Source organism: Mesorhizobium sp. WSM3868, assembly GCF_002294785.1.
GTDB lineage: Bacteria > Pseudomonadota > Alphaproteobacteria > Rhizobiales > Rhizobiaceae > Mesorhizobium.
Genome location: NZ_NSGB01000035.1, coordinates 1 through 11,722, shown reverse-complemented (window position 1 = coordinate 11,722; position 11,722 = coordinate 1). Strand labels below are relative to the sequence as shown.

The following is an 11,722-nucleotide window of genomic DNA, read 5'->3' as shown; positions in this document are numbered from 1 at the left end:
ACGGCCACTCTCTCATCCAGCGACCGCAACTGTGCAACGAGCAGAGACAGGATCGGACGGGCAGCTTCGGGGATGGCAGTACCTTTGTCCTCAATCGCCGCGACAAGCTTGGCGGCATGGAAGGGACCCTGTGCAGCCACGAGTCCGAATTCGGCAAGATGGCCCCGTATCGCATTCATGGTCTGGGTCCGCTGACGAACCATAAGATCGCGAACGCGGAACACCATTGCCGCGGCCTGCTGCCCTTCGCTCTTTGCCGCTACGAACCGCATGTAGGCCTCTGGGCTGCTTCGCAGATCTCAGCGTCAGCGGCATCGTTCTTCTGCCGCTTCACGAAAGGCTTCACATATCCCGGAGCGATTAGCCGGACATCGTGCCCACGTTTCGCAATCTCCCGCGCCCAGTAATGACCGCCGGCGCACGCCTCCATGGCAACGGTGCAGGCCGGCTGAGCAGCAAAAAACCGAAGGACGTGATCGCGGCGAAGCTTCTTCCTGAACAGCACCGCTCCCGACACGTCCGAGCCGTGCGCTTGGAATACGTTCTTCGCCAGATCCAATCCGATTGTGCTAACTTCCAACATGGACGCCTCCCTTCAAGTGATGATCAACGACACCACTTTGGCACAGCGATGCCTGAGGGGGCGTCCACCCCATCAATCTCGGCTCGCATAAGGGCAAGGCCGTGCGTCGCACCATTCGCAAGGCAGGGGCCAAGTTGATTCTCCTGCCCAAATACTCACCCGACCTCAATCCCATCGAACAGTTCTTCGCCAAGCTCAAACACTGGCTTAGAAAGGCGGCCAAACGGACGGCCGAGACCTGCCAGGCGATCGGCGAAATCCTCAACCGGACGACACCCGCCGAGTGCTCAAACTACTTCGCCAATGCAGGATACGACCGGAGATGACTTCATCCCGCTCTAGACAGAACCGTGGAATATGTCGGCGGCAGTGATCCGCACCAGCCGCCGCAGCGCATCTATTTTTTTGCAGTCCGAGAAAAACATTCGCCATTAATAGCGACGTCGCGGTTCTCGGGCTGGAATCATTGGCGTGTCCACGGCCCTACATCTGCGGCCCGTCGGCGCTCCGTGGTGCTCGTCGACCGCAGAGGGGCCGGTGAGGAGACCAGTTACGGCAATGCCGGAATGACGTACCCTGCTGGTCAGATATCCGACCCGGCAAGCTGCTCCACTCAATCAGCCCTGACACTCCGCCACACTGGCATGAATTCGGCCAGCCGTTCGACTCGCTTGGCGCTGGGCGGAGGGTGTTTGGCCGAAGCGCTTGCGAAACGCTCGACTAAAATGTCCCGGGCTGGAGAAGCCGGTGGCTACCGCGATCGACTCAAACGACTCTGCCGAGTGAAGCACACGTTGACGCGCCGCTTTCAGACGCAGCCGAAGATAAAAGGCGGAGGGAGACTCCCCCAGCTCTAACTCAAATAGCCTGAGAAGCTGCCGCTCGGAAAGACTCACTGCGGCGGCGACCTCGACGATAAGACGAGGTACCGCAAGGTGGGTCTCCATTAGTTTGATGGCCTCAACGAGCCGCTGATCGACTACGCCATGGCGCCAAGCTATGCCCTGTCGCTGCATCTCCTGAGCCTCTCGGACAGGCCCCCGTAGGAAGAGGTCGGAAACATCGTTGGCGACCTCCGGTCCGTCACGCGCCGCTATAATGGCGAGCATCATGTCCATGCTGGACGTGCCGCCGGCGGCCGTTGCCACGTCGCCGTCGACGCAGAATAGCGCGTCAACCACTTCCACTCCGGGGAAGCGCTGCTTCATGTCGTCCTGCGACTCCCAGTGTACCGTAGCACGACGACCGTGCAGCAAACCGGCCTGAGCCAACAAGAGTGGACCGCAGCTCACGCCAGCCAAAAGGCGTCCACCCCGACGTCTGTGGCGTAGCCAGTCGAACACTTTGGGACGATGAAAGCCCTCGACGCCGAGGCTGGCGACCACCACTGTCAGATCAGTGGCCGGTGCAGACTTCAAGTCGACAGGGGCTGCCACGTCAAGGCCTGCCCCTGAGGATACGGCGCCCAGCCTTTCGGCCACCATAACCCACTCATATGCGCGTCGGTTCAGGACGCGATTGGCGGCCCGAAGGGGCTCCACCAGCGAGGCGAGCGCCATCAAGGAGAAGCCCGGAACCAGCAGCATGGCGACGGTGTATGGCTCCCGGCCTTCGCCATTGGGAGCTGTCACGGCATCACTCCAGTTCAAGCCTGCCTCCGTCGGCTCCATTCACCGGACGGCCCTGCGTCCTTCTGCGAGCTTCCCGCTCACGAACACGCCACGGCGTCCCTTTGGCGTTTGAGGGTAAGCTCTCGGCGGACAGATGCAAGGTGTTAGATTCGACCCGTGCTAGGCTCGTCAGCGTTTGGGAGAAGCGCAGTTTGGGGGGACCGCAGTGACGTCTAGGCGCATCGTTCTTGTCAGGCACGGCGACGATCCCCCAGATGATCGGGTCTACACTTTTGCAGTGCAGCACGGGTTTGAGCCGGTGGTCTGTCGTCCGTTTCGAGGGGACACTCTCGGCGAGCCGGACGCTTCAGTTGCAGGCAGCGTCATCTATGGCGGTCATTTCAATGCCTTTGATGCCGAAATCCACCCCTTCCTCAAGGAGGAATATCGTTGGATCGATGCCTGCCTGAAGGCAGATATCCCACTTCTCGGCATCTGCCTGGGCGCCCAGATGATCGCATTCCATTTAGGTGCTTCGGTCGGGCCGATCGCGGGCCAGCCTCACGAGTTCGGCTACTACCCGGTTTACCCTGAGCCGAGTGCGGAAGACTTCATGCCGGCCGGCTGGGGGTCACCCAAGCTCATTTCCACATGTTTGGAATTCCCGAGGGCTCGGAACGACTCGCTCACAGCGCGCTCTTCCCCAACCAAGCCTTTCGCTGGGGCGACAAAGTTTATGGTCTCCAGTTTCACCCCGAGGTGACGATCGAAGGATTCCGTCGATGGCAGCGTGCCTTGGGCTCACTACGGCAAGCCCGGCGCCCAGACGCGCGACGAGCAGACGCGGCTGATGCTTGAGCATGACGCGGCGCAGGCCGAATGGTTCTTTCGCTTTCTTGAAAATCTGTTTGGCAAGGTTGAAGGACAGCCTCGCAAAGCGGTGCCACCTCTCCTGGGTTCTCTCCGACGCTCATTTCAGATCAGCGGTTAGTATATCGGAAGAGATGATTATTCAGGCGCTCAAACTAACTAGCGAGCGGCGAGCGCCTGGCGCCGCCGCGATTAAGAAAGCGAGGAGGTCCACCATGAATGTCAGTCCCAATCTGCCCCTCGAGTTAATTGAGCATCGGCCCGATATCTTGGGAGAAGCGCAGGGCTTCGGGGGCTTCCTATTCGACGTGTCTGGCAAGCTGGTCGTAAAGGACGGACTGGGCTGGCTTTATACGACGACAGTGGCCAATGAGAAGTGGGAAAGCTGGGTAAGGCCTTTCAACTTCCTGACGTTCCAGGCTGGCTCCCCCACTCGGGTTCTTTTGCCGAGACCCAACGATGATCGGGCAGTCCTGCATCATGTCGTGGCCATTACAGAGCAGTTGTTTGTGGGCATGTATTGTGACGGACTGGGAGTAGGAGCCGCCATCGCGTCGGCGCCTGACGGGCAGTTCTCTCGCGACGACGCTTTTGACTTTACACCGGAAGTGGGCTGGGAAACGCGCGGTGGCCCTGCGGACGGTTGGTCGTTAGAATCGAACGGCGCGTACCTGCTGTACAGCGACACTGCCAAGGAGACAATCTTCTGGCAGGGGTATGACAGTTACTACTATCGCAAAGACGGTAGCCTCGGAGATCTGGGATGGGCAAAAATTCGCGTCGAGAAGGGGAGCGGCCGCGTTTCCTTGTTGAACCGGCACCCCCGCAACCCTTTGGCCTTCAGAAAGCCGGATTGGCGATGCGCCAGATGCGGCGGAAATCTAGCGATCGACGTGTCCATCGCTGGAAGGAAGCCTTTCTTCTACTACATCAAGCCGGAAGCTGGTCCCATCGTCATTGGTATGGCTCTCAGTAACGACCCTCTTTTTTTGAATGATACAGAACACTTCGTAATGGACGTCATGCTCGGAGAAGAAGATGTCGCCGAGAAATTCGAAGCCTTGCAGATCGGCAATGAATTGGTCCTATTTTACGAAAGTCGGCTAAGCTCGACCGCGCGAGCAGCCGGGCCGAGCTTCAATGACAACTCGTGGCGGACAGCACTACGACGCTATAAGATATTGTCGGATACAGTGTAACTGAGAGCCTCACGACCCGCATGGACCACAACGGATTGGATACCATGTTCAAAGGAAGCGATCTTATTTATCTACGGCCTTCCGAGAAGACGTAATCGCAGACCCGATATTTGGCGGTCATTTGTCTGATCCGACGCGAATCCATACGTGAGTCCTGGCGCACGCCGATGGTGGCGTCCGGGCGTTTCGGGTAGGTAATCCCGTTGTAAAGTGAGGAAGCCATACAGAAAGATATTTCATAATTCTGGTGCCGATCGTTGGTTGTCTCGCAAAAATGCGCCTGAAATGCCCAAAGCGCTGACGTTCGGTAATGCTGGCAAAAGGAGTTGACGGCCGGACGAGGAGAACGCCGGGGAGTTTCGCGATCTGGAAAGTGCATTCTTCAGTCTTAAAAGGGGAAAGGGTTAAAGCCATGAGCAAGAACTATCGCATTCTCGACCTGATCCGGCGCAACCGTTCGCCGCTTGAAAATCACCTGATCGATAGTCTCGTGGACGGCCGTGTCAGCCGCCGCGATTTCGTGCGCCACGGCAGCCTGCTTGGTCTGTCACTGCCTTTGCTTGGCAGCATAGGCATGGCAGCAGGTCTCGGCGGCATGCCGTCGCTCGCTCGCGCCCAGGGCGCTTCCGGCGCTACCATCCGCGTTGCCAGCAATGTGCCAACAGCAGCGATAGACCCCCTTACCGTCACCGATGGCGGCGGTCTGCTCATGCTGCAGCAGGTCGCCGAATTTCTCTGCATCGACGGTGCGGACCTGGTGCTGCAGCCGGCGCTGGCCGAAAGCTGGAAGCCGAACGACAAAGGCACGGTATGGACCTTCAAGTTGCGCAAGGGGGTGAAATTCCACTCCGGCAGCGAGATGAAGGCCGACGACGTGGTTGCAAGCTTCGACCGACTGGCCGATCCGGCCGGCTCGTCCAACGCACTGTCGGTCTTCAAGGGCGTCCTGCAGAAGGGCGCAACCAGGAAGGTCGACGACTACACGGTCGAATTCCACCTCGACACGCCCTACGGCAACTTCCCCTACATGGTGTCGTCGGATAATTACAATGCCATCATTCTGCCTGCCAGCTACAAGGGCGACTACGAACAGAGCTTCGACGGCACCGGGCCGTTCAAGCTGGAAAAATACACGCCCAAGGTCGGCGCTTCCTTCGTGCGTAACGAGGACTACTGGGGGCCGAAGGCGTTGCCGGAACGCACCGAGTTCACTTTTTTCGATGACATCCAGCCGCAGATCCTGGCCCTGCAGGGCGGCCAGGTCGACATCGTCAACCAGCTATCGGCTCTGATCGGCATAGGCCTGGTCAACGATCCGAACTTCAATATCATAAGTGTGAAGTCAAGCTTGAATAGGCAGGTTCACATGCGCTGCGATTCCGATCCTTTCAAGGACCGGCGCGTGCGCCGCGCCATCGCGCTCACACTTGATCGCGACAAGTTGGTCGCCGGTCTGATGAAGGGCCGCGCCATGGCGGGCAACGACAGCCCGTTCGCTCCTGTCTACCCTTCGACCGGCCCGACTGTGCCGCAGCGCAAGCAGGACTTCGCGCAGGCCAAGCAACTGATGGAAGCTGCCGGCGTCGGCAAGGGCTTCAAGGTGACGCTGACCACCGAGCGCTATCTGGAAATCCCGGCATACGCTCAGCTCATCCAGAACTGGGTCAAAGAGATCGGCATCGAACTCGACCTCAACATGATCGACCAAGGTGCCTATTACGGAGACGCGGTGTTCGGCAAATCGAACTGGCTGGATTCGGTGATGGGAATCACGGACTATGGTCACCGCGGCGTGCCGAACGTGTTCCTAACGGCACCCCTGAAGAGCGACGGCACATGGAACGCCGCGCACTTCAAGAACAAGGACTACGACATCCTTGCGGACAGCTACATCGCGGCGCTTGACCTCGAAGCCCAGATGGCAACGGCCGGCAAGATCCAGAAGCTGCTGCTCGAGGAAACGCCTATCATCTTCGGCTATTTCCAAGATTACCTGACGGCGACGGCGAAGGGTGTGGCTGGCGTGCAGCCGGCCGCCACGGGGCAGCTGTTCCTCGAAAAGGCGTCGAAGACCTAAGCGATAAACGAAAACCAAACCTCTACCCGCCAGCTCCCGCATGGGGGCTGGCTCCACAAGGAGTCCTAGACTAGCCACAGGCAGCCGGCCGGTGAGGACGCGCCGAGCGCCACATAGCAATGAGGGTTGTAGGACCGAAGGATTTGGCCGAGACTCGGCGCCTCGGCATTTCTCGAATCAAAGTCGACCTCTGCATAGCTGACCACGAGACAGTTACTACAAATGCTGCGGCTTGCCGGACGGATCAGCTCACGCGAGATTGCCGTCGCTTCGGGAAAAGCGCTCGGGGCTCTGAACACGCAGCGGGGGGTGGATTGAGCAGGCCCTTGCCGGGCGAACTGACCGACGATGCTTAGAACAAACTCTTCCATCACAATCAGGTCCGACCTTGCCGCTGAGCTCAAGAAGCCCGCGTCGGCTGGGTGTCAGTCGCCGGTCAACTGTTTGAGAGTGTCGAGCGTTCCGTACTCGCCAGCCTTCCGGGCGAAAACTACGAAATTGCCGAATGGCGTTTGGCACGCGTCACGACCTTCAATCCGCGACGGTCGCTTGCGCTGCGATAAAAGGCTCCGCAATAGCGCCCGTCGCTTCATCCGCCCAGCAAGCGACCGGGTAGAAACTGGGGCGCAAGGTCAGAGGGACCTAAGGGACAACACCCGCCGAGAGAAGTCGATTCCACCTTTGGACTTCACCACCATCATCAGATCGGCTGGTTCGGTGCGATCATCGTCACTCCAAACCGCCCATCGACCCCTCTGACTCTCGCGGAATGGGGACATGAAAGTCATGCCTTGATCGTCTCAACAGAAGAGGAAACGGAGTCCAAAAAATCCCAGTCCAACGTCACGCCGATCCCTGCGCCGTTGGCCGGAATGGGCATCAGCCCATTGGAGGTTTCCAGCCGCTCGACGACGACGTCGTGTTCAAAATACCGAGACGAGGACGAGGTGTCTCCCGGACGCGAGAACTGTTCCAGCGTGCAGAGATGGATGTTGTGGGCACGGCCGATCCCGGTTTCCATCATACCACCGCACCAGACCGGTATGTCATAGGCGAGGCAGAGGTCATGCACCTGCATAGCCACCGTATGGCCGCCCAGACGGCCGACCTTGATATTGATGAGCCGCCCCGCGTCGGATTGCAAAGCCTTACGGCAATCCGCCAGCGTGCGGATACTTTCATCCAGGCAAATCGGCGTGCGCAATATGGATTGCAGACGCACATGGTCATGCAGGTCGTTCCAGGCCAGCGGCTGCTCGATATAGTCCAGCCCATAATCGTCCATGCTTCGCAGAACGGGCAGATCGGCCAGCGTGTAGCAGCAGTTTGCATCCACGGTCAGATGGATGTCCGGGAATTCGGCACGCACGGCATCGAGAAGCTTCAGGTCATGGCCGGCCTTCACCTTCAGCTTGATCCGGCGGTAGCCCTGCTGAACATGTCGGGCCACTTCCTGCAGGGTCAGCGAGATTTCCTTGATTCCTAGCGAAACACCAACCTCGATTTTGGAACGAGTGCCGCCCAGCACCTGCCAGAGCAGCAGACCTTGCACCTTGGCCCAGAGATCCCAGAAGGCCATCTCGACCGCGGCCTTCGCCATCTGGTGATCGCGCCACGGCCGGAACAATCTCTCGATTTCCTGCGGATTGGCGAAATTCTTGCCGACGATGGCAGGCAGCAGTACATCGCGCATCATCATCATCGAAGAGACGATCGTTTCGGGCAGATAGTCGGGCAGCATATCCGCTACGCCTTCGGCATATCCCTCGCAGCCGCCCCCCCGCAGCACGACAATTGGCGCCACCCTCTTTACCATGGTTGCGGAGGAGATAGTGAATGGGTTAAGCAGCGGAAGCTCGATAAGCCGCAGTTCGGCGGTTTCAATAACCAGAGGGTCTCTCAGTAGCGGATTCGACATAATTTCCTTCTGTACGAAATTTCGGACAACAGTGATCATTCCCCAACGGCTCACGCAGGTCTACAAAAATCAGATTGTGGCAGTGTCTATTCCCGAATTTACTATTTGACAAAGCGGCCCTGATTTGAGCCAGCACTCCAGAGAAACGCTGCGATCACAGTGATCGCTGCGAGAACTCATTGCTTAACTCGGGGTCGATGCAAGGGGCGTGGAGATGCCGCAGCAGACGATCATATTGATCGCACCAATCTACTGCCCGGCGGCGTGGTGTTACCCAATTGGTATCGCAATGGCTGACGAGGGCTCGGGCAAAACCTGTTTGGTGGGCGTTGGCCATTTTCGAGGTCGCCGGATCCCGACCGTCAATAACAGTCAGATGACTGCCTCCCCAAATTCAGCTTTGTCGGGTCTGCGACACACAGGCTCGTTGCTGATTGCTGAAATTAGTAGTTTGCCTCAGGCCAAACAGCTGAAACAAGCACAAGATGTGTCTTCCTCGTCCGATTCCCGACTTGGCTCGATTTTTGCTTCGTCTTGCGAGGTGGCAGCACGCCGCGATCAGCGGTCGCCGACGACCATGTGTCCGCAAACGTGAGAACTGCGGTGAATAGCCAATTTTGCGAAGCAATGTTCAAGTCTCGGTCTAATGCAATGCATTTTTATTTAACGGCAATTCGGTCACTACACGTATATCAATTCTGTAACTTGCCAATCGCGAATGTTAATAATTGCCCAACCTCTGGAGATCGTGCATGCAAGACAATTTGAACACATTGCAAATCTCAAGGTTGATCGGCACGGCCTGCGACTCGATGCTTAAATTCGGTCTCCACGTCACCATCGGAGAAAATTTTGACGAGTATGTTAGGACCACCGACGGGCTTCCGGGAAAATCCCCGACCTATCCCCATTTTCGGCCAGATTGTTCAGACCTTTTACCGGGAAAAGCTTTCTGGATTACCGCGAGGGACCGAGCAGGCAGAGTGGCGCATGTTCAAGCAATGCGGCTTTACGATCTCTCCACTAGAAGTCTTCATGAGCACCTTGAGACGCTCGGAGACTACTTCGCTGACCCAGAGCTCAAGGCAGGGCCCGGCTCTTCGTGTACCTGCTACGCACCGTCCGCAAGAAACATTGCCGGGCTTGTAGCATATCGCGGCGACCTCTGGCTTCGGAAGGATTTTCGGGGACTCGGTCTCCTTCCCTTTCTAAGTCAGATCGCGTTTGGACTCGCTTGGGCTAAATGGTCACCGGATTTTGTTTACGCCCTCGTTGCTGCCTGGAACATCGAAAAAGGTGTAGCAGATCGTAACGGCTATCTGCACAAAGAACGTGGGGCAGTCGCGCGATTGCCAGCGCGCGGAATATATGACGATGACTGGCTCGTTTGGTTGACCCGAGAGGACCTGGTGAAAATGTTTTCAAGCACCTGCAATGCCGCGGTCGCGATGAGAACAGATGCCAAGCGCCTTCTTATGATTGGCGAGTAGCGATTCCATTTGCGGATCGCGCTCAAGGCTCTTGGCCATGTCGGACAGCCGTTCGCGCTCTCTCCAGGCTTCGGGCGCATTGTCTGGCAGCATCACCTCGGAATGGACGACGCCGCGCTTGGCCGAGAAGTCGTGTCTTCGATCAATGCGCTCGTCTCGCAGCCGCGAGGCCGAGCGATAGGCGGCGGACGCCACAGCACTCGAGCCTGCCTTGCGGCCAATGACCTTGACGTGAAGATGATAGATCGCCATCGCGACCAGATCATTTGCACGTCAAGCCGCACGTCGGCACGACGTATAAGCGCGCCCTCCCTCAAAAAATTCTCGGGATGGACCAGCCCATCCCGGGCTGTCTCGGCAACCCTGAAGCCTTCCGGCAGGCGCTCCGCTATCTTGACCGCATCGACAATCGATGGAGACAGCCATGCGCAAACCACGTGACTTCGACGCCGAACTGAAGGCGCTGGAAGAGAAGGCGCGAGAGCTCAGAACGCGAAAGGTACAACAGCTTGGCGATCTGGTGATCGCCGCCGCCGATCAACTCAGCACCGACGAACTGGCCGGCGCACTCGTCGCAATCGCCGAGACGAAAGAATCGTCAAAGCGTGAGGCATGGGCTAAGCGTGGGGTGACGTTTTTCGAGAGCCGCCCACGGCGAACTGCTCCGGCACCTCAGCGCAATCTTCGCGGCGCTCCAGCGCACCAAGGCAGCCCACAATCGCCGGCAAGCGGCTCAGGCTCGCAATGACATGTGCGCGTGGCAGGTTGAGCGCCGCAAGCGCACCCGACGTCTGATCGAACTCGGAGGCCTCGTCGTCAAGGCAGGCATCGTGGATCTGATTGCCGACGATCGCGAGATGATCTACGGGGCGCTGCTGTGGATCGCCGCCAAGCTGCAGGGCCATGACGGCAAGCATGCGCGGGAGCTTTGGGCCGCGAAGGGAAAGCAGGTGTTCGATGCGGAACGGGATGAAGGCAAAAGGACCCAGCGAACATAGCGGTGGTCGAACGTCGCTGGCGCAGCTGATTGCCGCGGCGGGCACCTCGATCTGTGGCGCTTCGGCATCGTCGCCACCAACGTCGTCACCGATGCGCGCGACGAGGCCGTCGCCGCGATCACGCTGTTCGGCACCATCATCCATCACCCTGCTCGGCTCCCGCTTGTGGCGCCTGTGCTCGGGCTCGATCAGCACGGTTTCGGCCTGCGGGCCGGAGCGTCTATCCATGACATGGCGCAGGTTATCGGCGTCGGCTTCCAGAACGACGCACTATGGGGCGGGATGGTAACCGTCGCCAAGCTGACGCGTGTCGCGAACTGTTGCCGATTTTAGCGCGCTCGGCCTGGTGGCGCGCCGCAGCAGCACGGAAGCTTCCTCCGCCAAGCCGCCGATGCCCCCGGTTCGCCGTGGCCTTCGTCGCGGTGGTGGCGCTGAACAGTCTGGTCGCAATCCCGTCTCAAGCGCATATCGCTATCCCTTTGACCGCGCAGATGAGGCTGCCCATGGAGCTTACCGCGATGTGCCTTCAGGCCGACATTTCCAAACCCGCTCGCGCGGCCTGCGTCCGCTGATGCTGGCCTTCTCGGCCTTCATCTTCATCGCGACGTTCAGCATGACGCTGGTAAAGCTGGTCTGAAATCCCGGCGCGTCGCGACAGGCGAGTTTGGGAATCGGATCATATCGGCTAGGGTCCGCCGCCTGTCAGCATGCGAGCGCGCCATTCCAACCCATGCCGTTTGATCCCCTGCCCTTTACCGTCGCCCTGCTTTTGTTCATCCTGCTTTGGGTGGTCGCAAGGCGCGAAGACGAGAGCTCGCCCAACCTGCCGTTTCTTGCCCTGATCCTGGTGGCCGCCCTGCAATCGGTGTTCACCGGTCTGCGCTGGGGCCATGGCATCCGCTAGGCTGAATCGACATTCAGCGCATCCATAGCATTGCGCAAGCGAGTTGGACGAAGCTGAGGAAGTAGAGAGCACG

At 58.8% G+C, this 11,722-nt stretch carries 12 protein-coding genes and 4 pseudogenes; 11 read left to right on the top strand and 5 right to left on the bottom strand.

Annotated features, from left to right (window positions below):
• A pseudogene (locus tag CK221_RS31010) lies at positions 1-583 on the bottom strand (IS110 family transposase); the annotation flags it as partial.
• Positions 584-657: 74 nt separating this feature from the next.
• Between CK221_RS31010 and CK221_RS29215 the strand changes: the two are divergent.
• Both CK221_RS29215 and CK221_RS30595 read left to right on the top strand, forming a co-directional pair.
• Positions 658-909 (top strand): annotated as a pseudogene (locus CK221_RS29215) (transposase); the annotation flags it as partial.
• A 104-nt stretch (positions 910-1,013) separates the two neighbouring features.
• Positions 1,014-1,152, top strand: a pseudogene (locus tag CK221_RS30595) (FAD-dependent oxidoreductase); the annotation flags it as partial.
• Between the two features lie 48 nt (positions 1,153-1,200).
• On the opposite strand, the gene CK221_RS29210 reads toward CK221_RS30595, so the two are convergent.
• Positions 1,201-2,232 (bottom strand): GlxA family transcriptional regulator, encoded by a 1,032-nt coding sequence (locus CK221_RS29210; protein WP_179295236.1) that lies wholly within the window; start codon positions 2,230-2,232, stop codon positions 1,201-1,203.
• Between the two features lie 328 nt (positions 2,233-2,560).
• A complete protein-coding gene (locus tag CK221_RS31005; RefSeq protein WP_245430785.1) occupies positions 2,561-2,719 on the bottom strand; it encodes a hypothetical protein in 159 nt (52 codons plus the stop codon).
• Here CK221_RS31005 and CK221_RS31000 point away from each other — a divergent pair.
• The 3 genes from CK221_RS31000 to CK221_RS29195 all read left to right on the top strand — a co-directional run bounded on the left by CK221_RS31000 (position 2,648) and on the right by CK221_RS29195 (position 6,339).
• On the top strand, positions 2,648-2,956 hold the full coding sequence (locus CK221_RS31000; protein WP_245430783.1) for a hypothetical protein: 309 nt from the start codon (positions 2,648-2,650) through the stop codon (positions 2,954-2,956). The two genes, CK221_RS31005 and CK221_RS31000, sit on opposite strands and share 72 nt — an antisense overlap.
• A 322-nt stretch (positions 2,957-3,278) precedes the next feature.
• Positions 3,279-4,262 carry a hypothetical protein gene (locus tag CK221_RS29200; RefSeq protein ID WP_143749123.1) on the top strand — a complete coding sequence of 328 codons (984 nt, stop codon included), beginning with the start codon at positions 3,279-3,281 and terminating at the stop codon, positions 4,260-4,262.
• Between the two features lie 412 nt (positions 4,263-4,674).
• Positions 4,675-6,339 (top strand): ABC transporter substrate-binding protein, encoded by a 1,665-nt coding sequence (locus tag CK221_RS29195; RefSeq protein WP_095780242.1) that lies wholly within the window; start codon positions 4,675-4,677, stop codon positions 6,337-6,339.
• 784 nt (positions 6,340-7,123) lie between these two features.
• Here CK221_RS29195 and menC read toward each other — a convergent pair.
• The gene (gene menC, locus CK221_RS29190; RefSeq protein ID WP_245430780.1) at positions 7,124-8,296 is read right to left on the bottom strand and encodes an o-succinylbenzoate synthase; all 1,173 of its coding nucleotides are present in this window, start codon (positions 8,294-8,296) and stop codon (positions 7,124-7,126) included.
• A 175-nt stretch (positions 8,297-8,471) separates the two neighbouring features.
• On the opposite strand from menC, the gene CK221_RS30065 reads away from it, so the two are divergent.
• Positions 8,472-8,852, top strand: coding sequence for a hypothetical protein (locus CK221_RS30065; protein WP_143749122.1), 381 nt, complete (start codon positions 8,472-8,474; stop codon positions 8,850-8,852).
• Positions 8,853-9,753: 901 nt separating this feature from the next.
• On the opposite strand, the pseudogene CK221_RS29180 reads toward CK221_RS30065, so the two are convergent.
• A pseudogene (locus tag CK221_RS29180) lies at positions 9,754-9,999 on the bottom strand (MobA/MobL family protein); the annotation flags it as partial.
• Between the two features lie 172 nt (positions 10,000-10,171).
• On the opposite strand from CK221_RS29180, the gene CK221_RS29175 reads away from it, so the two are divergent.
• The 5 genes from CK221_RS29175 to CK221_RS29160 all read left to right on the top strand — a co-directional run bounded on the left by CK221_RS29175 (position 10,172) and on the right by CK221_RS29160 (position 11,649).
• Complete coding sequence (locus CK221_RS29175; protein WP_095780246.1) at positions 10,172-10,495, top strand: conjugal transfer protein TraD; 324 nt, start codon at positions 10,172-10,174, stop codon at positions 10,493-10,495.
• Position 10,496: 1 nt separating this feature from the next.
• On the top strand, positions 10,497-10,745 hold the full coding sequence (locus CK221_RS29170; protein WP_095780239.1) for a conjugal transfer protein TraD: 249 nt from the start codon (positions 10,497-10,499) through the stop codon (positions 10,743-10,745).
• A 51-nt stretch (positions 10,746-10,796) separates the two neighbouring features.
• Complete coding sequence (locus CK221_RS30995; RefSeq protein ID WP_348628454.1) at positions 10,797-11,078, top strand: putative sulfate exporter family transporter; 282 nt, start codon at positions 10,797-10,799, stop codon at positions 11,076-11,078.
• Positions 11,053-11,382, top strand: coding sequence for a hypothetical protein (locus CK221_RS30990; RefSeq protein ID WP_245430779.1), 330 nt, complete (start codon positions 11,053-11,055; stop codon positions 11,380-11,382). Before CK221_RS30995 ends, CK221_RS30990 begins: the two co-directional genes overlap by 26 nt.
• A gap of 93 nt (positions 11,383-11,475) precedes the next feature.
• Positions 11,476-11,649, top strand: coding sequence for a hypothetical protein (locus CK221_RS29160; protein WP_280952205.1), 174 nt, complete (start codon positions 11,476-11,478; stop codon positions 11,647-11,649).
• Positions 11,650-11,722 lie beyond the last annotated feature (73 nt).

Excerpts from the sequence above, each read along its gene's own strand:
- CK221_RS29175 (WP_095780246.1), top strand. The coding sequence starts at position 10,172 with ATGCGCAAACCACGTGACTTCGACGCCGAACTGAAGGCGCTGGAAGAG.
- CK221_RS29195 (WP_095780242.1), top strand. The coding sequence starts at position 4,675 with ATGAGCAAGAACTATCGCATTCTCGACCTGATCCGGCGCAACCGTTCG.
- CK221_RS31005 (WP_245430785.1), bottom strand. The coding sequence starts at position 2,719 with ATGGAATGCGATCATCTGGGCGCCCAGGCAGATGCCGAGAAGTGGGAT.
- CK221_RS29160 (WP_280952205.1), top strand. The coding sequence starts at position 11,476 with ATGCCGTTTGATCCCCTGCCCTTTACCGTCGCCCTGCTTTTGTTCATC.
- CK221_RS30065 (WP_143749122.1), top strand. The coding sequence starts at position 8,472 with ATGCCGCAGCAGACGATCATATTGATCGCACCAATCTACTGCCCGGCG.
- CK221_RS29170 (WP_095780239.1), top strand. The coding sequence starts at position 10,497 with ATGTGCGCGTGGCAGGTTGAGCGCCGCAAGCGCACCCGACGTCTGATC.
- CK221_RS29200 (WP_143749123.1), top strand. The coding sequence starts at position 3,279 with ATGAATGTCAGTCCCAATCTGCCCCTCGAGTTAATTGAGCATCGGCCC.
- menC (WP_245430780.1), bottom strand. The coding sequence starts at position 8,296 with ATGATCACTGTTGTCCGAAATTTCGTACAGAAGGAAATTATGTCGAAT.